Source organism: uncultured Microbulbifer sp. (genome assembly GCF_947489355.1).
Classification (GTDB): domain Bacteria; phylum Pseudomonadota; class Gammaproteobacteria; order Pseudomonadales; family Cellvibrionaceae; genus Microbulbifer.
In genome coordinates, this window is the sequence record NZ_CANLDD010000004.1 from 11,697 (window position 1) to 31,100 (window position 19,404).

At 57.2% G+C, this 19,404-nt stretch carries 13 protein-coding genes; 9 read left to right on the plus strand and 4 right to left on the minus strand.

Annotation, left to right across the window (positions count from 1 at the left end; all coding sequences use genetic code 11):
• Positions 1 to 66 precede the first annotated feature (66 nt).
• The 3 genes from Q1A48_RS03435 to Q1A48_RS03445 all read right to left on the minus strand — a co-directional run bounded on the left by Q1A48_RS03435 (position 67) and on the right by Q1A48_RS03445 (position 5,511).
• On the minus strand, positions 67 to 3,213 hold the full coding sequence (locus Q1A48_RS03435) for an efflux RND transporter permease subunit (RefSeq protein ID WP_299941231.1): 3,147 nt from the start codon (positions 3,211 to 3,213) through the stop codon (positions 67 to 69).
• Positions 3,210 to 4,415 carry an efflux RND transporter periplasmic adaptor subunit gene (locus Q1A48_RS03440; RefSeq protein WP_299941234.1) on the minus strand — a complete coding sequence of 402 codons (1,206 nt, stop codon included), beginning with the start codon at positions 4,413 to 4,415 and terminating at the stop codon, positions 3,210 to 3,212. The genes Q1A48_RS03435 and Q1A48_RS03440 overlap by 4 nt, the downstream gene beginning before the upstream one ends.
• A 385-nt stretch (positions 4,416 to 4,800) precedes the next feature.
• On the minus strand, positions 4,801 to 5,511 hold the full coding sequence (locus tag Q1A48_RS03445) for a cyclic nucleotide-binding domain-containing protein (protein ID WP_299941237.1): 711 nt from the start codon (positions 5,509 to 5,511) through the stop codon (positions 4,801 to 4,803).
• A 343-nt stretch (positions 5,512 to 5,854) separates the two neighbouring features.
• On the opposite strand from Q1A48_RS03445, the gene Q1A48_RS03450 reads away from it, so the two are divergent.
• The 3 genes from Q1A48_RS03450 to Q1A48_RS03460 all read left to right on the plus strand — a co-directional run bounded on the left by Q1A48_RS03450 (position 5,855) and on the right by Q1A48_RS03460 (position 11,363).
• Entirely contained in the window at positions 5,855 to 7,051 is a 1,197-nt protein-coding gene (locus Q1A48_RS03450; protein ID WP_299941240.1) for a TonB family protein, read from the plus strand.
• Between the two features lie 166 nt (positions 7,052 to 7,217).
• Positions 7,218 to 9,287, plus strand: a complete 2,070-nt coding sequence (locus Q1A48_RS03455) for a M13-type metalloendopeptidase (RefSeq protein ID WP_299941243.1) — start codon at positions 7,218 to 7,220, stop codon at positions 9,285 to 9,287.
• A 189-nt stretch (positions 9,288 to 9,476) separates the two neighbouring features.
• Positions 9,477 to 11,363 carry an MFS transporter gene (locus Q1A48_RS03460; protein WP_299941245.1) on the plus strand — a complete coding sequence of 629 codons (1,887 nt, stop codon included), beginning with the start codon at positions 9,477 to 9,479 and terminating at the stop codon, positions 11,361 to 11,363.
• 183 nt (positions 11,364 to 11,546) lie between these two features.
• On the opposite strand, the gene Q1A48_RS03465 is transcribed toward Q1A48_RS03460, so the two are convergent.
• The gene (locus Q1A48_RS03465) at positions 11,547 to 13,478 is read right to left on the minus strand and encodes a cytochrome c/FTR1 family iron permease (protein WP_299941248.1); all 1,932 of its coding nucleotides are present in this window, start codon (positions 13,476 to 13,478) and stop codon (positions 11,547 to 11,549) included.
• 154 nt (positions 13,479 to 13,632) lie between these two features.
• On the opposite strand from Q1A48_RS03465, the gene Q1A48_RS03470 reads away from it, so the two are divergent.
• From Q1A48_RS03470 to Q1A48_RS03495, 6 genes are all read left to right on the plus strand, one after another.
• Positions 13,633 to 14,112 (plus strand): glutathione peroxidase, encoded by a 480-nt coding sequence (locus Q1A48_RS03470; RefSeq protein ID WP_299941251.1) that lies wholly within the window; start codon positions 13,633 to 13,635, stop codon positions 14,110 to 14,112.
• A gap of 2 nt (positions 14,113 to 14,114) precedes the next feature.
• Positions 14,115 to 14,534 carry a MarR family transcriptional regulator gene (locus tag Q1A48_RS03475; RefSeq protein WP_299941254.1) on the plus strand — a complete coding sequence of 140 codons (420 nt, stop codon included), beginning with the start codon at positions 14,115 to 14,117 and terminating at the stop codon, positions 14,532 to 14,534.
• Positions 14,535 to 14,929: 395 nt separating this feature from the next.
• Entirely contained in the window at positions 14,930 to 16,465 is a 1,536-nt protein-coding gene (locus Q1A48_RS03480) for a 2-isopropylmalate synthase (protein WP_299941256.1), read from the plus strand.
• On the plus strand, positions 16,466 to 17,224 hold the full coding sequence (locus Q1A48_RS03485; protein ID WP_299941260.1) for a hypothetical protein: 759 nt from the start codon (positions 16,466 to 16,468) through the stop codon (positions 17,222 to 17,224). It abuts the gene before it with no gap.
• Positions 17,221 to 17,712 carry a ribosomal protein S18-alanine N-acetyltransferase gene (gene rimI, locus Q1A48_RS03490; RefSeq protein WP_299941263.1) on the plus strand — a complete coding sequence of 164 codons (492 nt, stop codon included), beginning with the start codon at positions 17,221 to 17,223 and terminating at the stop codon, positions 17,710 to 17,712. Before Q1A48_RS03485 ends, rimI begins: the two co-directional genes overlap by 4 nt.
• A 138-nt stretch (positions 17,713 to 17,850) precedes the next feature.
• The gene (locus tag Q1A48_RS03495) at positions 17,851 to 19,233 is read left to right on the plus strand and encodes an MATE family efflux transporter (protein WP_299941266.1); all 1,383 of its coding nucleotides are present in this window, start codon (positions 17,851 to 17,853) and stop codon (positions 19,231 to 19,233) included.
• Positions 19,234 to 19,404 lie beyond the last annotated feature (171 nt).

Below are 19,404 nucleotides of genomic sequence, written 5' to 3' on the forward strand. Positions count from 1 at the left end.
GAAGCCCTATTTGATTACCGAGGTAGTGGAAATCACAAAATAATGCCGGCGGCGCAAACACCGGCGCTAGCGTTGACCTATAAACTCGGCACGGGCTAGCCTGCGGCGTACATACCCCGGCAGCACCAGCATCACCGGTGTCACCAACAGGGTGAGCAGCGTAGAAAAAGAGAGCCCATAGACAATGGCGCTGGCAAGTTTGACCCAGAACGAGGCAATAACCCCATCGACCACCACATTCCTGCCCACCATATCCACACTCACCCCCAGCGCCAGCGGCAACAACCCGAGAATGGTGGTGACAGTGGTGAGGAATACCGGGCGCAATCTCTGTGTTGCCGCTTTGAGCACAGCCTGGGTCGGGCAGAGTCGGGGTTCCTGCCTGCGTACAAAATTATAGGTATCAATCAGCACAATATTGTTGTTGACGACAATACCCGCAAGGGCAACGATCCCCACCCCAGTCATAATTACGCTGAAAGTACTCTGAGTGAGTAAAAGCCCAAGCAGTACGCCGGTGGTGGACATAATCACAGAGGATAGAGTCAGCAGAGACTGGTAAAAACTGTTGAATTGGGTCACCAGCAGAATAAACATCAGAAACAGCGCGAGCAGGAAAGCCACGCCCAAAAACTGAAAGGACGCATTCTGTTCCTCGTCGGCGCCTCTGAACAACAATTCAATCCCCGGGTCCACTGGATTGCTATTCAGCCATGCCCGGATTTCCTTGACCTTATCGTCCGGCAGCACACCCTCCTGTGCATCCGCCTTGATTTGCATACGGGTAATGCCATTAATTCGTTCAATTTTGTCCACTCTGGGCATCGCCTCGATGTGTACAAAACTGCTGATAGGCACTGTGCCACGTGCAGTATTCACTTTCAGATCATCCAACGCGGCAAGACCGCGGGCGCTCTGTGGATAGCGAATACGAATGTCCACCTCTTCATCCGTATCATCGGGGCGATATTCAGCTACACGCACGCCATTGGTCACAAGCTGCACTGCGCGTCCCACTTCGGTAAGATCAGCCCCGTACAAGGCCGCTTTGGCACGATCCACCTGCACCTCCCACTGGATGCCTGGCAGTGGGGCCGTATTCACTATGTCTCTAAGGCCATCGAATTCGTCCTCCATGGCCCACTGCAGGCGCTGGGTTTCCAGCAGTAGTTTCTCATAATCCTGTCCGCGCAACTCCAGCACAATATCCTTACCGACCGGAGGCCCTCCATCTATCACATTCGCGCTCACTTTGATTCCGGCAAAGTTGGCACTGCGTGCGCGAATATCCGCAAAGACGGCTCTGCTGCGACGCTCCCGCACCTCCGGAGGCAACAGTTCCACCAACAGATTGGCAATCTGGTCCGGCGCCTGGTCAGAATTGCCCGTGATCCCCCCGGAGCCAATTGTCGTATGGGCAATACGCACTTCGGGTACACTGAGTACCGCCTGTTCCACCCGGGCCACCAGCACTTTCTTTTCCGCCATGGATAAATTGCCCTGAGCCCGAACCTCCACATTGCCGTATTGCTCTTCGGTTTCGGTAAAAAACTCGATACCGGCCCCATAGCGACCAAAGCCAATAAAAATCGCAACAAGCACTGCAATGGTGCCCGCAAAGGCAGTGACAGGGCGGCGCAGAACAAACAGCAACAGGCGGGCATAGTATCCGGTAATACCCGCCAGGGCTGTAGGCTGCCCTTCCTCCAGTTGTCTCAGATAACCCCGTGTAGGTGCGCTCAAAGTACTCTTGCCAAACAGGGAGCCCAGTACCGGGGCGAAAAAGAGCGCGTATAAGAGAGAACCGGCCAATACAGCAAAAACCGTGACCGGTAGATAGCGCATAAACTCCCCCACCACACCCGGCCAGAGCATAATGGGCAGAAACGCAGCGAGCGTTGTTGCGGTTGAAGCAACCACCGGCCAGAACATGCGGGTTACCGAGGCGATATAGGCACTACTTGCGCTCAAACCCTCGGCCATCTTGCGATCGGCAAATTCAGTAATCACGATGGAGCCGTCGATCAGCATCCCCAGTGCCAGCAACATGCCGAACATCACCATAAAGTTGAAGGAATAGCCCAACAACCAGGTGACAATAGAGCCAAATAACAGCGAGAAGGGCACGCCCAATCCCACCAATATGCCCGAGCGGAAACCGAGTGCGGCAACCACAATAATCATTACCAGCAGCATAGCGGTGAGAATATTGCCCTGCATCTCGCTGACCATATCCCGCGCGAAGTTGGATTGATCAAATACAAATTTCACCTCCACGCCTTGGGGTAATGCCCCCATCTCTTGCAGAACAACCTCCCTGACCCGCTCCGTCACATTGACAGAACTGGCATCACTACGTTTTGTGACATTGATAGCAAGACCGGGGCTGCCATTAATACTGGTATAACTGGCGGCATCCTTAAACGTGCGCCGGATGTCGGTAACATTGCCCAGGGTGACCACACCATCCGGGGAAGTTTTCAGGGGGATGTCATAGACATCTCCTGCGGTTTCAATAAGCCCCGGAACTTTTACAGAAAAGCGGCCGCGCTCAGTCTCCAGCTCACCGGCGGGAATCATCAGATTATTGCCCAACACCGCATTGATCAGCTCGGCGCTGGTCACCTGGTAGTGCTCCAAGCGTACGGGGTCAATAATGACCTCGACCACCTCCTCGCGATTACCGTGCAGATCCGCACTCAACACATCGCTGATATTTTCGATTTTGCGCTTTAATCGTTGAGCGCTACCCAGCAAGATGCGCTCGCTGAGGCTTTCTCCGGAAAGGGTGACCACAATCGTGGGAAATGGCTGTGCCGAGACCTCTTCAACCGTCGGCTCCTCGGCATCCCGCGGCAATTCCGCCCTGGCCCTTTCCACCGCATTGCGGATATCGTCGATCGCATCATCCACAGCGATTGCGGAGTCGAACTCCACCACAATATACGCGAGTGATTCACGCGCAACCGCTATCACTTCCACGACACCCTCAACCGCCCGTATCTCCTGCTCCAGCGGGCGCACCAGCAATCGCACACCATCCTCGGGGGAGATCCCCTCATGGGTGACCTGCACTATCACAAAGGGAGGATTGACCTCGGGGCTGGATTCAATCGTCATCGCACTGCGCGCCGCCAACCCAACCAGAATGATCAGCAACATCAGACAAAGCGTACTGCGATTTCGCTCGATCCCACTTTTTAATAGCTTCACCGCAGGCCACCCTCCACGACGGGGCGCTGCTGAGAGGCTGGCATTAAGATTGGCCCGGGGGGGATATCGTCGGGCTGGGGGGGAATGTCGAAATCCTGCTCGGGGGCGATCATTTCCACTCGCACAAGATCACCGGCGCTGACATACTCCTGGCCGACGGTGATCAGGGTGGCCTGATCCGGCAGGCCACTGACCCAAACGCCCCCATCCCCATCGCCTACGAGGGTGACTTTGACAAATTCCACGCGATGTTTGCTGTCGAGAATACGCACGCCCAGTTCGCCACGATCATCCAGCGTCAACAGGGAGGCATTAATGCGATGCGCCATGACCTCTCCTGTGGGCAGTGCCAAACGCCCACTCAACCCGCCGCGCAACTTATTGTCGGGATTGTGTACCGCCACCTCTACCCGGTAGGCGCGTGTGACTTCCTGAGCCTGTTGGCTGATATAGCGCAGTTGACCCTGCACCGCCCTCCCCCCCTGCAATTGCGCGCTGGCAGAGCCAGCGGGGACCAGGTTGCCCACCTGATTTTCCGCAACCTCACCGACCACCAAAATCGGGTCCAGATCCAGCACAGTTGCACAGGCTTCACCGCGGCGAATAAAATCGCCCAATTCCACCGCACGGCTGTTCACCACCCCATCAAATGGCGCGCGGATCTTTAGGTTATCCACCAACACTTCCGCACGAATATAATCTCTTTTCGCAAGGGCCAGGGCCACCTGTTGCTGAGCCATAGCCGTCTCTGCCAGCAAACCTTTCTTTTTCAGACGCAGGGCTCCGGCGTAATCCAGTTCGGCCTTGCGCTGTGCCACCTCGGCAAGCGCGAGTTGCTCCAGGCGATCCTCCGCCCCAATCTCACAAATCACTTCCCCCCGCCGCACGTTACTCCCTTCCTCCACCGGAAGACGGGTGATCACCCCATCCAACTCCGCGCGCAGGCGCACACTGCGGTTGGCTTCGGTGCGGCCATTGACCAGTACCCGCGCAACATAGGACTGGGCCCCGATTTGCCGGGCCTGAACCAGCGGGGAAGCCTCGGGCCTGGCCCTTGTTGCCTTACCGGCTTCCTCACCCCCATCCCTCTGATGGCCCGTAAGCAGTACACCGCTCAAAAGCCAGGCGGCAGCCAATAGGGTGACAAGCGCTGCCGTTCGATAATTGTGATTGGACCAGATGGACGCCAGTGGACTCTGCATTCAAAAAAACCTGTTGAGAAAAAACAAAGCTATCGGTTAAAGGATAGAAACCGTTCATACCCTCGCAGACAGTCGCTGCACCTCGCACTGGTCAAATTTTACATAGTGAGGACTGATTCCGAAAATAGAATCCTTACCGCGGGGCACTTGCCCTGGCCGCAGGTAGCGACTCTGCTGCGCTACAAACGTACTTGATGACTATTGTTGGAGAAGCGCATATCACGCGCTCAACGGAACTTGCCGCCGGTAGGAAAATCCATCGACCCGACTGTTTTGCGCAAAACGATCTGTGGCATCGTCCTAAAGCGCGCCAGAATATTACCGGTGGATAGGAATCAGCGGCCAAGCCAGCCAGATCCCAGGTTAAACAGCCGCTTATACCGGGTCAGGAGAGCATCGACTCCAGAAAACCCTGCATATCCGACTCACCATCTATCAATTCGCCGGAACCAAACTCCGCATTCCAGTCCAGCAGGATGCGCGCCAGCCCACGGGCCTGTTCCGCCAGTGCCACCAATTCCTGCCGGCAGTGCTTGGGGCCTGTGTAAAGTTTCAGCTTGCGGTGGCTGTCGGCCAGTTGATGACCCGGGTACTTCGAGCGATAAACTTCCAGTTTCCAACGCAGTGAGTGCACCATATTGCGGTAAAAAATCAGTTTTGCTGGCAACTGTAACAGGGAGAGGTCATCCAGATCACCAAACAGTGTGCAATCCAGGCCCAGCACCTGGGTGTCGCGGCTGTGGGGCGAGGCGAGCACATTGGCGCTACGGGGTTCTGATAGCAGCATGGACAGATCGCCAAACAACTCTCCGGGGCGAATCACTGCCAGGGTGCGCTCACCGGCCATCTCTGCCATTTTGCCTGCGGTATCCACATGAACCAGCAACTCGCCCCGCAGCAAGAAGTAAAGCCACTGATCCACTTCACCGGCACGCAGCAACTGTTCTCCCGGCTGCAAACTGACCAGCCTGGAGCGCTTCAGCAAAACCGTGTACTGCCACTCATTGGAAGCGCGAATATCACGAAACAGATGAATAACATTGAGCAACCGGTCCACGGCATCCCGCGGATAATCGATAAGAGGTTTGATTTCCATGCGTACTACAAATTAGTGAAAACGATTCCATTTTTTGGAAAGTGCGCTTGAAGCCACTTTATAAAACTGAATTCTATACGATATTGATCCCCCACAACCAACTTCAGGAGTGACAATCATTTCCACCACCCACTCCTGGTACCAGACAGACAGAAAGACATTCCAGCCATTTCGGACTTGAACTCCATCACAGTTGCAGTAGAGTTAGAAAAAAGGAGAGCACACTGTGCTCACCCACGCTTGAACCGCGCACTATTTCACCCGGCTCTTGCACTTCTGGGAGGGACCCCAAATCCTTATTTGCCGGAACTTTTGCCTCCGGACTTTCAGGGGCTGTGAAACAATGAAACCGATAAAAACTGCCGTCTCACTTTTGCTATTCACTTTTACGGTATCTGCCAAAGCGATACCACTGTTGAACGGACTTGCAGTCGAACAACAATTCAACAAGGATCTCTATATCGCTGCCGTTTATTCGGAAACCCTGACCGATGAAACGGCCATCCTGCTCAACGGCAACGCACCGCGCCGGCTGGAAGTACGCGTCATCGCCAGCAGCCTGCCCGCGCGCCGCTTTCGCAATCAGTGGATGGAGGCGATCGCCATCAATAGCCGCAGCGATACCCTGAGCAGCCAGGCAGAATCCATGCTGACATTCGCCAATCTGTTCAAAGGCCGTTTTTTACGTGGCGACCGCCTGGCAATTGAATTTGCCGCTGACACCGGCATCACCAGGATTGCACTGAACGGGATTACCCTCGGGGAAATCAACGATGCGGATTTCTACAATACGCTTTTGCTGGCCTGGATTGGCCCTGTTCCCCCATCCACCGGCTTTCGCGACGGACTGCTCTCGGCAGGCGAGGTGGACAGCGGCCTGCTCACCACTTACGAAGCGCTTGAGCCCAGCAGCGAGCGCATCGCAGAACTCCAGTTAAAGCAAATCAGCCTGGAGGAGGCTCTGACAACCGAGGCCCCAGTGGCTGAGGAAATCCTGCCCAAACCGACGCTGGAGGTGGCGGCACTTCCCCCTCCCACGCTGGCCCTGGTGCCAAATCCTGCAACAGCCACGCCAAATCCTGCAACAGCCACGCCAAACCCTGCCACGGGCAATGAAGACGTAGAGCCCACTGACACCCCAACCGTAGAACTGCCCCAGGCGAAACCCGACACCACCGAGGCGCCCGCGGCAGATAGGGAAGAAGACATGGAGGAAGAGGAGGCGCCGCTGACAGCCGATCTGATCCTCGCCCGCCAGATATACCACTCCGCACTGCTGCGCCACACTTTCCGCAACATTCGCTACCCCAAGCGTGCCCAGGAACGCGGTCATGAGGGCAGCGTACGCCTGAATGTAGTGATAAATGCCCGGGGGGAAGTGCAGGAGATAGTGGCAGTACAGGAATCCCGCTATTCCAGCCTCAACCGCGAGGCCATCGCTGCCGTTGAGCGGGCTGGCCCCTATCCCGCAGTACCTCCACAACTGGGGTCAGACCGCTTCAGCTTCACCTTGCCGATTACTTTCGATATCCCAGATTGATCCGACCCTGTGCAAAAGCTCCGCCCGGCGGGGCTTTTTGCTCTCCCCACACCATCTGTCGCGATCATACCGCACCTAAGCGCAGCCCTCTTGCCTCCTAATGGCGCCTTCTTCTACCATGCGGATGTCGTTTGACCACCCTGAATACAGCCAAACAGAGCTACTAATGAAAAAACTACTCTTACCAGTCGCTATCCTTGGCATTCTCGCCAGCCCCCAACTCACCCTTTCCGCGCTGGCCCACAATCACCCGGACTCCACCCACAAGAGAGCCACCCCAGAGCAGGAAAAGCGATCCTCCGGTATTGATCTCACCGCGCTGGATACCACTGTGCGCCCGCAGGATGACTTCTTTACCTATGTGAACGGCTCCTGGCTGAAAAACACCGAGATTCCTGCGGACAAATCCCGCTGGGGCGGTTTTTCGATCCTGCGGGACCAGAGCACCGAGCAGGTTAAAGCGCTGATTATGCAAGCGGGCCAAAGTGCCAACAGTGACGGCGCCAAACAGATCGGTGACCTCTACAACAGCTTTATGAACGAAAAGCTGATCGAGAAAAAAGGCCTGTCCGCAGTGTCTGGCGAACTCGCCAAAGTCGATGCCATCAAGTCCCGCAAAGACCTGACCGACTTTTTCGCCTATGCCGATATCGCCGGCTACAACGTGCCTTTTGGCGGCACTGTCTACCAGGACCTGAAACAGGTTGAAAACTACATCCCCTTCCTCTGGCAGGCGGGCCTGGGACTGCCGGACCGCGATTACTATTTCGAGGATACCGAGAAGAGCCAGAAACTGCGCAAAGCCTATAAAGAGTACCTGGGACAAATCCAGAAATTGGCCGGGCTCGACAACGCCACAGCCTTTTCTGACAGGATCTTCAAACTGGAAGAGCGCCTGGCTGAACACCAGCGCAGCCGCCTGGACAATCGCGACCCTGAGAAATATTACAACAAGAAATCCGCGGCGGAGCTGAAAAAGCTGATGCCTGCGGTGAACTGGGACAGTTACCTGGCCAAGGCCAAGCTGGCCAAGGCCGACAGCTTTATCGTCGGCCAGCCCGAGTATCTAGAAGCGGCCAACCAAGTGATTGCCGATACCGATATGGCCACCTGGAAGCGCTATCTGAAGGTCAAGATCCTGTCCGCCATGGCGCCCTACATGCACAGTGCGCTGGCCCAGGCCCACTTCGATTTCTACAGTACTGCCATTCGCGGTGTCGAACAGATGGAGCCCCGCTGGAAGCGCGGCGTACAGTTTGTCAACGGCGCGGTGGGCGAACTGGTCGGCAAGCGCTATGTCGAGAAGCATTTCCCACCGGAAGCCAAGGCGCGCATGATCGTTTTGGTGGATAACCTCAAGGCCGCGTATCGCGAATCCATCCAGTCCCTCGGGTGGATGGGAGAGGATACCCGCAAGCAGGCGCTGTCCAAGCTGGAAAATTTCACCACTAAAATTGGCTATCCGGACAAGTGGCGCGACTACTCCGCCCTTCAGGTGGACGCGAATAGCCTGGTAGGCAACGTGCTGGCCGCCAACCTGTTTGAGGCCGACTATGAGCGCAATAAACTCGGCAAGCCCATTGATCGCAGCGCCTGGGGCATGAGCCCGCAGACCGTTAACGCCTACTACAACCCGACGATGAACGAGATCGTCTTCCCCGCAGCGATCCTGCAGCCGCCCTTCTTCAATGTGAAGGCGGATGACGCGGTGAACTACGGCGGCATTGGCGGAGTGATCGGCCACGAAATTGGCCACGGCTTCGACGATAAAGGCAGCAAGTTCGACGGCAAGGGCTACCTGAACAACTGGTGGACCGACTCCGACCGCAACAACTTTGAAAACCTCACCAGCAAACTGGTCTCCCAGTACAACGCTTTTGAGCCGCTGGAAGGCGAGCACATCAATGGCGAGCTGACCCTGGGTGAGAACATCGGCGACCTGTCCGGTCTGGGCATTGCGTACAAAGCTTATAAGATGTCCCTCAATGGCGAAGAGGCTCCTGTGATTGACGGTTTCACTGGCGACCAGCGTGTATTTGTAGGCTGGGCTCAGGTCTGGCGCAGCAAGATGCGTGACAAGGCGCTGAGCAGCCGTATGAAGACAGACACTCACTCCCCCGCCGAGTACCGGGTACAGGGTGTGCTACCCAATATCGAAGCCTTCTACGAGGCTTTCGATGTGAAAGCCGGTGACGGCATGTACCTGCCCGAGGAAGAGCGGGTAAAAATCTGGTAACAGGTGTTAAAACCGGCTGCCCCTGGCGGCCGGTTTTCTCTCTTGCCGCGATCTATCCCGTCGCCAGCCCCTCTCCCCCCAAGTCCTTTATATCATCCGCACCCCCTATTTCATTGCCACTACAAGCTGGACAACTTGTAGCCACTATGGCGTAACATAGGCGCGGTGCTTTTAGGAGAGAGAATAACTATGGCCCATCGCACCCAGCTCCAACTGCTAACCAGCCGCCGCTTTCTGCCTTTCTTCCTCACCCAGTTTCTCGGTGCTTTTAACGACAATGTGTATAAAAATGCACTGATCGTGATGATTGCTTTCCGTTTGGTGGAGAGCGAAGCCAACGCCCTGATCAATGTTGCAGCGGGCCTGTTTATTCTGCCCTTCTTTCTCTTTTCTGCCTCCGCCGGCCAGTTGGCCGACAAGTACGACAAGAGCCGTCTGATCAGGCTGATCAAACTGGGGGAAATCTGTATTGGCGCCCTCGGGGTCACCGCCCTCTACAGTGGCAGCAATGTTTTCTGCCTCGCCGTCCTCTTTCTGTTGGGTGTGCAGTCGGCATTTTTCGGCCCGGTTAAATACGCCATCCTGCCCCAGCACCTGAAGCGCTCCGAACTGGTTGGCGGCAATGCGCTGGTGGAAATGGGGACCTTTGTCGGCATTCTCACCGGGACCATCGTGGGCGGCCTGCTGGCGGGGCTCACCGGCCAGGGGGAAAATGGCCTTTTCTACCTGAGCCTGGTGATCATGAGTGCAGCAACCCTGGGATACCTGTCCAGCCGCGGGATTCCAATGGCACCGGCGCCAGCGCCAAACCTGCGGGTCAACCCGAACCCCATTACCCAGATGCAAAGCATTCTGGATAAAACCGCCAAAACCCCTTCGATTTTTTACGCAATTATCGGTATCTCCTGGTTCTGGTTGATGGGCGCGGCCTACCTGACACAGATTCCCAGCTTTACCAAAAACGTGCTGGGTGGCGACGAGTCCGTTATCACCCTGCTGCTGTGCACGTTTACCATCGGCATAGCCCTGGGCTCGCTGCTGTGTGAGCGCCTATCCGATGGGCACATCGAATTGGGCCTGGTGCCTCTCGGTGCCGCCGGCCTCACCATCACCGGCATCGCCCTGTCCGCTGCTGGTGGCAATTTTGTCGAGCTGCAGCAGGCAGGCCTGGGGGCGTTCCTGAGCCGTGATGGTGCCTATGTGATTCTCACCTGTCTGGTGCTGATCGGTATCTGCGGTGGCCTCTACATAGTGCCGCTCTACGCGATGATGCAGGACCGCTCAGCATCCGAAATCCGCGCGCAGGTTATTTCCATCAACAATATCCTCAACGCGCTGTTTATGGTGGTCTCGGCCCTGCTCGGCCTCTTTTTCCTGAATGTGCTGAAGGTCACTATCCCCCAGTTCTTCCTGGTTATCGCCCTGATGAATGCCGCAGTGGCCATCTTTGTCTTTACCAGGGTACCGGAGTTCGCCATGCGCCTGCTGATCTGGATGCTTTCCCATACGATATACCGGGTAAAGCACGAGGGTCTGGAACAGATTCCCGCCCAGGGGCCCGCGCTCATCGCCTGCAATCATGTCAGTTACGTGGATGCCCTCCTGCTGGCGGGGGCGGTGCGCCGCCCCATACGCTTTATTATGTACAAACCGATCTATGAGATTCCGGTGCTGCACTTTATCTTCCGCACCGGGCGCGCCATTCCCATCTGTTCCAGGCTGCAGGATCCCGAGGGATACGAAATGGCATTTAGCGCCATAGAACAGGGCCTGAAAAACGGGGACCTGCTGTGTATTTTCCCCGAAGGGCAGCTCACCAAAGACGGGGAATTACAGCCTTTCAAGGCCGGTATTGAAAAAATACTGGAGCGCACCCCGGTACCGGTGATTCCCATGGCACTGCGTGGTCTTTGGGGCAGTTTCTTCAGCCATAACGGTGGCCAAGCCTTCACCACCTGGCCACAGCGCTTTTGGTCCAAAGTCAGCGTCGTGGCTGGTTGCCCCATCGAAGCTACCGATGCCAAGGCCGGGATACTGCACGAGCAGGTATTGGGTTTGCGCGGGGAGCAGCGCTGAGGCTGGGCGGGGCCGCAACCAGGGCACTTTGCCTGGCGCCCGCTCTACATCTAACCGGCCTTGGTATGTCACCCGGGTCCAGATAGGGAGGGTACACGCCTTTTCTTCAATGGAAATCAGGTGGCCGCGGAAAAGGGAGGCCCACCCAGAGGGGAGTCTCCCTGTTAAAGATGCCCAAACGGCTCACACCGTTTTAAGCACGGCCTGGTCGGGGTTGTGATTTCTGAGTATGAGCCACAAGGCAGCTGCCAGGATAGCCGCCTGCAGGCCGATGCCCTGCCAGGTGGGGTAAATACCCAGCCAGTCGAAACTGAACGCCACCGGCAGCGGGGTAATACCGATCCAGGCCGCTTCCTGCAATGCCGCAACTGCCTTTCCTGCGAGCACGAAAGACAACGCCAGCAGAATATAGGTGGTCGCGGAAAAAAACTTACCGATAGGCAGGCGCGCCGAGTAATGCACCAGGGCGAAACCCAGTACCGCGAGCAGTGCCGCACCGGAAGCCATGCCACCCCAAAGCGCGCTGTATTGGTTTGCAGAGGTCTGTGCCAGTAGGGACTGGTAGAACAGTATCGTTTCAAAAATCTCCCTATACACCGCGATAAACGCCAGCCCGGCAACCCCCCACAGGGCACCGGTACCCAGGCTGCGGTTGATACTGTCCTGAATATAGTTTTGCCATTCCCGCGTGCGGGTTTTGCTGTGCATCCAAAAACCCACGTAGAAGAGCACCACTGCCGCCAAAAGTGCAGCCACGCCCTCCATGACTTCGCGGCTGGCACCACTGATGGTAATCACGCTTTGGGCGGCGACCCAGGTAACCACACCTGCAGCGAAAGCGCCGATCCAGCCAAGGTGTACAAATTTCAGCGCATCGCGGCGGCCGGTTTTTGCCAGGATAGCGACCAGTGCTATCACCACCAACAGCGCTTCCAGCCCCTCGCGCAAGAGGATCACCAAACTCGCGATAAACAGTGCGACGTCGGACAGGCTGGAATCCGCCATCAGCGATTGGGCCCGTGTCAGCTGCGCCAGAATACTGTGAACCTGCGCTTCCACTCGACGGGGATCACTGTCGGCATTCAATTGGGCGCGCAAGCCCAGCAGCGCGCGTTCCGTGGCCAGGCGCAGGTCCGCATCCACAGAGTCCAATGCATTCTCCGCCAGTTCAAAGCCATCCAGATAAGCGCTGATCGCCAGGGTGTGGGCATTGGCATAATTCCCTTGCCGGTAGGCTGCCAGGGACTTTTGCAACTGCGCGCGCGCCACCTCAAGGGGGCCCCCGCCCCCCTGGGATATCTCAGCGAACAGAGAGCTGGGGTCAGCGCGCAAGGCAGCCACCGACTGCGCAGGTACGTCTGAGCGCTCACTGCGCAATACCGCCGGGCTGTGCATCACCAGATCCTGTAGGCTCGGCCCGCCCGCCTTCACAGCAGTGTCCTCTCCGGCAAATGCCAGGCCACCCACATAAAAAGCCAAAGACCAGCGCTGTTGTTCGTTCAGACCCTTGAAGGCGGTCATTGCAGTGCCGTCAATACCGTTACTGATGGCATCGTAAAGCCCCAGCAAAGAACGGTTTTCAGCGCGCTCGCGCTCGTGGAAATTGGTGGGTGCCGGCTCCAGCCCGGCCGCCAGCGGTCCATCCCCGCGCCCTTCCACCCCGTGACAGGCTATGCACTGGGCCCGATAGAGTGCACGACTGTCATTGAGGCTGAGCAGTGCGCGGGGCAGGGAGAGGGCCGGCGCAATGGAGAGCAACCCCTGGCGCAGTTTGGCGGTATGTTTCTGCACCACGTCAAGGCCCGCCTTGCGCGCAATGGCACCCTGCAGAGCCAGGGCCTCGGCGCGGATCACGCGCGCCTCGGGTGAATCCGACAACTGCTGCCCGTGATCGAGCAACAGTTGGGCGAACTCCTCCATTTCAGTGTACTCATCCGTGTTGATCACCGCGCCTTCGGCCACTGCCTCCGGATAATCCACGCCAATATACTCCGCCATCTGCATCAACTGTCGCAGCTGCTGCTCGGAAAGGCCGCTTTGCTGGGCCTGGACGGGAGTCATCGTAACAGCCAGCAGCACCACAAACAGGCGGGCCAGATAGAGGAAGAGGCGCATGGAGAATCCTTTTTGGTTACTGCAAACAGGTTGATCATCAGATGCATAATATAATTGATAATTATTCTCATAATAAAGCCCGCGTTGAAATTGATTTGGCACGGACATGGGCTGCAGTTAAATTGTGTACAATATAAAATACAGGAACCGGATCATGGCCGATCTCTACTCAATTCCCATCGAAACTGCCGACGGTAAACCCTCCTCACTGGAAGACTATAAAGGCAAGCTCCTCCTAGTGGTAAATACCGCCAGTCAATGCGGTTTTACCAAGCAATACAAAGGGTTGGAATCACTTTACAATCGCTATAAAGAGCGGGGCCTGGTGGTACTGGGCTTTCCCTGCAACCAGTTTGGCAACCAGGAGCCCGGCAGCAATGAGGAAATTCAGACGTTCTGCACGCTGAATTTCGGGGTCAGCTTTCCGGTCTATGCCAAGCTGGATGTCAACGGCCCTGCGGCACACCCCCTGTTTGTGCAACTCAAGAAGCGAGCCCCTGGCCTGCTCGGCACCGAGGGCATCAAGTGGAACTTCACCAAATTTCTGATCAGCAGGGATGGCAAAGACGTAAAACGCTTTGCCCCCAAAGATACCCCCGAGTCCCTGCAGGCTGAAATTGAGCAGATGTTGTAACGGTGATTGGCAGCGATGACTTCGAAGAGCTGGCCCTCAACCGCCAGCTTTGCTTTGCCCTCTATGCCGCCTCCAGGGTCATGACCAGGGCTTATCGGCCCATGCTGCAGGATTTGGGTCTTACCTACCCTCAATACCTCGTGCTGATGGTGCTTTGGGAGTGGGCTCAAGAAGACAGCGCAAACCGGGAGAAAAGAAATCTTGGCGGCCTGGTACAGAGACAACGCGCCACTTGGGATGAGCGCGTCACTCTGGTGGCCGTAACCCGCGCGTGGCTGGCACTGAAATCCAGAGCCGCGAAATGGGTCAGCCAGCATCCGGAGCGCACTTCGATACGCCCTGCAGAAATAGAACCGCTGCGCGATGCCCTCTGGCAATTTTTGCGCAAGATAGAACGAGGCCCCGATCTGGCTGACACATAAAACCAATCACTGCCGGCAGGCCCTCTGGAAAGGAGCACCTCGAAAGGGCTCAACTTTTTTAGGTTATAAATTCCACAAGAAAGAAAAATAAGGATAAAAATATCAATCGGTATTGAAGTTTAGGAAATAATAGGATGAACATTGACCATCAGATCAAAGATCACGCATAATGCCCAGACCCAGTCCCGACGCGGAAACCGCTACCTATGAAGACTGACTTCTGTACAACCAGACAAGGCCACCGCACCCTAGCTTTCACGCTGCGGCTGCCGCTACGCGGCATATAATTTTTCTCCCCCCACCCCCGACAGGATTCCCGACTTTATTTGAGCGGCGCATAGACAGCGGCAGAGCCCCTTGTTTAGCCTCGCAACAAATAAGGAGTAAAAGCGAAAATGAGCATCCAGAAAGATAAGTTAGTCATTTTTGATACAACTTTGCGCGATGGTGAACAGAGCCCAGGCGCCTCTATGTCCAAAGAGGAGAAGGTCCGCATTGCCCGTCTGCTCGAGCGCATGCGCGTGGACGTGATTGAGGCCGGCTTTGCCATTGCCAGCCCCGGCGACTTCGAAGCGGTAAAGGCGGTTTCCGAAGCCGTGCGCGAATCCCGCATTTGCAGCCTCGCACGCGCTGTCAACGCGGATATTCTGCGCGCCGGCGAAGCCCTGAAAAAAGCCAACGCCTCCCGTATTCACACCTTTATTGCCACTTCACCGATCCATATGCAGTACAAGCTGCAGATGGCCCCGGAAGATGTACTTCAACAGGCGGTGAAAGCGGTCAAAACCGCCCGTCAGTTTACCGACGATGTGGAGTTTTCCCTGGAGGATGGCAGCCGCTCCGAACCGGAATTTATGTACCGTATTATCGAGGCGGTGATCGCGGCCGGCGCGCGCACAATCAATATTCCCGATACCGTCGGCTATGGTGAACCCGGCGAGTACGGCGCCCTGTTCCGGCGGGTTCTTGAGCATGTTCCCAATGCCGACAAGGCCATTTTCTCCACGCATTGCCACAACGACCTGGGTCTGGCAGTGGCCAACTCCCTGTCCGCCGTAATGAACGGTGTGCGCCAGGTGGAGTGCACGATCAATGGTCTGGGTGAGCGCGCGGGCAATGCCTCCCTGGAGGAGATTGTGATGGCGGTAAAAACCCGCCAGGATCTCTATCCGGTGGAAACCGGTATCGACACCCGTCATATCGTGCCCACCTCGCGCCTGGTTTCCTCGATCACCGGATTTCCGGTGCAGCCCAACAAGGCGATTGTCGGCGCCAATGCCTTCGCCCATGAATCCGGCATTCATCAGGACGGTGTACTCAAACATCGTGAAACCTATGAAATTATGCGCGCCGAGGATGTGGGTTGGGGCCAGAACCGCCTGGTGCTGGGCAAGCACTCGGGAAGGGCCGCGGTGCGCGCACGCTACGGGGAACTGGGGATCGCGTTCTCCGACCCGGAAGCCTTCCAACAGGTTTTCCAGCGCTTTAAAGCACTGGCAGACAAGAAACACGAGATTTTTGATGAGGACCTGCACTCTTTGATCACCGATAACGAAACCCCGGTGGAGCGCTTCCAACTGAAGGACCTGGATGTGCGCAGCAAGATCGGCAGCGCACCCCAGGCCTTTATCAGCCTGCTGATACAGGGCGAGCCACACCAGACCGAAGCCTGCGGCGGCGGCCCGGTGGATGCCATTTTCAAGGCCATAGAAAGCATCGTCGGCAGCGGCGCCGACCTGAAACTCTACTCCGTCAATGCCGTTACCCAGGGCACTGACTCCCAGGGTTCGGTAACCGTGCGCCTGGAAAAAGACGGTCGGCTGGTCAATGGTGTCGGTGCCGACACCGATATTCTGGTTGCCTCGGCACAGGCCTACATGGATGCGTTAAACTTGCTCGCCATGGGTGAAAGCAAGAAACAAGGCGTATAAGTGAACGAGCTTGAGCGGGCAGAATACCTGTCGGTACTGGGCGTGGCCAGTTATGTGCCGCGCTTTGTCTTACCCCTTGCACCCGCACCCCGCCAGGCCCAACTCCCGCCGGCATTGCCCGCGGTAGCTACTCCGCCGCTGCAACAGAGCGCACCGGCTATGGCCAGCCCGGTGCCGCAGTCAGCGGCACCGGAGGTTAACTTCACTGCGTCCGCCCCCGCAAGCGACAGTGCAAAGACTTCAGCGGTTGCCGGTACATGGGATAAACCCTCCGTGGCAGTGGCCCGGCCACAACGGGAACTGCAGCCTTTTATCCTCAGCTGCTGGAGAGTCGGTGAGGAACTGCTGGCGGTGGACAGCCATGAGCCCGGTGCCGCACTGCCGCTGGAGTCATTGTTTGGCAATATTCTGCGCGCACTCAATTGGCACCAATTGCCGCGCCAGCACGAGCGCCTGTGCTGGCCGATTACAAAAAACCGCTTTGGCCCCACAGCGGGCGCCCCCGAGGCTCGCGATACCTTTTCAAGCTGGCTGGAAGCCTCCTGCACATGTCACCCGGTGAAGTCCATCTGGTTGATGGGGGAAGAGGCGGGGGCTTTCTGTACGCCCATACCCCTGGACGAGGCCGTCAACAACTGGCAGGAGGTGCGTATTCTCCCCCTGCCCAGCCTGTCCCGACTATTGCGGGAACCGGAACGCAAACACGGCCTCTGGCAGCTGCTGCGCAAAACCTACCCCTCCGAGACCCGAGCGCGATGAGACACTTAACCGCTTGCGGCTTTCATCTGCGCCAGGCCAACAAAGCGGATTGCAGCACTCTTGCCAACCTGGCCCGCAGCGCCCACAGCCATCCCTGGAATCGGGCTCAATACCTGCAAAGCCTGATGGCCGGCCACCAGTGCTGGCTGCTTGCCATAGGCGATGAAACCATTGGCTTCTGTGTACTCAACCAATTCGTTGACGAGGTTGAAATTCTGGACATGGCTATCTCGCCCCGCTGGCGCCGGCGGGGCCTGGCTGAACAGCTATTAACCCACCTGATTGCACAGCTGCCCAGGAACACCCGGCGACTCCTGCTGGAAGTGCGCACCTCAAACCTCACCGCACACTCACTCTATCGCAAACTGGGTTTTTCCGAGGACGGTTTGCGTAAGAATTACTATCCCGCAGACAATGGCGGACGTGAGGATGCTGTGCTGATGAGTCTGGCCCTGGGTCCGTTCGTAAAGGCAGCGGGCAGGCTGTAAAATCAGCCCCCCTTGCGGATGCCTGGATCGCACCTTTCAAGGAGTGACACACACGGGGCTGCACCGCATAAGCCAGTGCGCGCTGGCGAACCCAGATAGATTCCCCCCATGACCGACATGTTTCTATAGAGTTAATGAATGCCACTAACAACAAGTAGCCCCTCACTGCTCGAAGGCTCGGTATCCGGCCATTTGCAGCGCTTGGCCCTGCCCATGGTGTGGGGCATCCTCGCGGTGATGTCGTTTAATGTCGTGGACACCTACTTTGTCTCCCAATTGGGCAGTGCACCGCTCGCGGCCATGAGCTTTACCTTTCCTGTGGTTATGGCGATCAACAGTTTTGCCATCGGCCTCGGTGCGGGCACCTCATCGGCGGTGGCGCGGGCCTACGGTGCGGGGGATGTCCGCCAGGTACGCAGACTGGTGACTGATGCCTCTGTACTCGCCCTGCTGGTATCGCTGGTCATCACCGCCATTGGCTTGCTGACAATTCGCCCTCTGTTCAGCCTGCTCGGTGCCGGCCCGGAAATGTTGCCGTTGATCGCCGACTATATGGTGCCCTGGTACCTCGGCACTATCTTCGTCATAGTACCCACCATCGCGCTATCGGCCCTGCGCGCGATCGGCAACAGCGCGCTCACCGGGCGGATCATGGTGGGCGTGGCGCTGTTCAACCTGATTCTTGACCCAATTTTGATCTTCGGGCTGTTGGGTTTTCCGAGGCTGGAGTTACAGGGCGCGGCAATCGCCACCGTTACTGTGCGCACCCTGAGCTTTTTTATGGCCCTGTACTTTCTGATCCGTCGTGAACACCTGATGGCTGCGCCCCAATGGCACCTCGGCTCCCTGCTCGAATCCTGGCGCAGGGTGTTGGCAGTGGGGCTACCGGCGGTGCTCACCAATGTCATTATTCCCATGGCCAGCGGTGTAATGGTGGCCCTGGTGGCCGTGCACGGCGAAGATGCCGTGGCCGGGCTCGGTGTGGCACTGCGCATTGAGCCTTTGGCTCTGATCGTATTCTATGCCCTCTCGGCGGTTATCGGCCCGTTTATGGGCCAAAATGCCGGCGCCGGCAAAATAGACCGGCTGCGTGAGACCGTTACGGTACTGGCCCGCTTCTGCCTGATCCTGGGCGCAGGCCTGGCGATTCTGCTGTTTTTTATCGGGGAGCCTATCGCCCACCTGTTTAGCCAATCCGCCGAGGTGGTCGCAGTGGCAGTAGCCTACCTGAGCCTGGTCCCTCTCAGTTACGCCGGTTATGGTTTTGTGATGTCGGCCAATGCAGCCTTTAATGGCCTGGGACAACCACTGCCCGCCACCCTGATTTCCTTCCTGCGTGTGCTGGGCGTCTATTTACCCCTGGCCTGGCTGGGCAATAGGTTGTGGGGGATGACCGGCCTTTTTGCCGCAACGGCCGCCGCCAACCTGCTGCTCGGCGCCCTGTCCTGGTGGTGGCTGCGGCACAACCTCCGACAACGCAGTGCAGCGGTGACATCGACACCACACTTGTCCGCCAACTGAAAGACAGGCCCAAACGGTCTACAGTATTTTCTCGGCAAGCAATCCTCCCAGACTGCTTGCCGGAGACAATGCTCCACGACTCAAGCCAGCACAAACCCACAGGAAAACACGCCGGGGAGACTCCCTCCCAGCATAGCGCCGAACACTGGGATCGAGAAAGCAACCTGGTGC

Bases quoted from the DNA above. Each gene is read 5' to 3' on its own strand.
- Q1A48_RS03480 (WP_299941256.1), top strand. From the start codon at position 14,930: ATGAGCATCCAGAAAGATAAGTTAGTCATTTTTGATACAACTTTGCGC.
- rimI (WP_299941263.1), top strand. From the start codon at position 17,221: ATGAGACACTTAACCGCTTGCGGCTTTCATCTGCGCCAGGCCAACAAA.
- Q1A48_RS03450 (WP_299941240.1), top strand. From the start codon at position 5,855: ATGAAACCGATAAAAACTGCCGTCTCACTTTTGCTATTCACTTTTACG.
- Q1A48_RS03445 (WP_299941237.1), bottom strand. From the start codon at position 5,511: ATGGAAATCAAACCTCTTATCGATTATCCGCGGGATGCCGTGGACCGG.
- Q1A48_RS03495 (WP_299941266.1), top strand. From the start codon at position 17,851: ATGCCACTAACAACAAGTAGCCCCTCACTGCTCGAAGGCTCGGTATCC.
- Q1A48_RS03440 (WP_299941234.1), bottom strand. From the start codon at position 4,415: ATGCAGAGTCCACTGGCGTCCATCTGGTCCAATCACAATTATCGAACG.
- Q1A48_RS03455 (WP_299941243.1), top strand. From the start codon at position 7,218: ATGAAAAAACTACTCTTACCAGTCGCTATCCTTGGCATTCTCGCCAGC.
- Q1A48_RS03460 (WP_299941245.1), top strand. From the start codon at position 9,477: ATGGCCCATCGCACCCAGCTCCAACTGCTAACCAGCCGCCGCTTTCTG.
- Q1A48_RS03470 (WP_299941251.1), top strand. From the start codon at position 13,633: ATGGCCGATCTCTACTCAATTCCCATCGAAACTGCCGACGGTAAACCC.
- Q1A48_RS03465 (WP_299941248.1), bottom strand. From the start codon at position 13,478: ATGCGCCTCTTCCTCTATCTGGCCCGCCTGTTTGTGGTGCTGCTGGCT.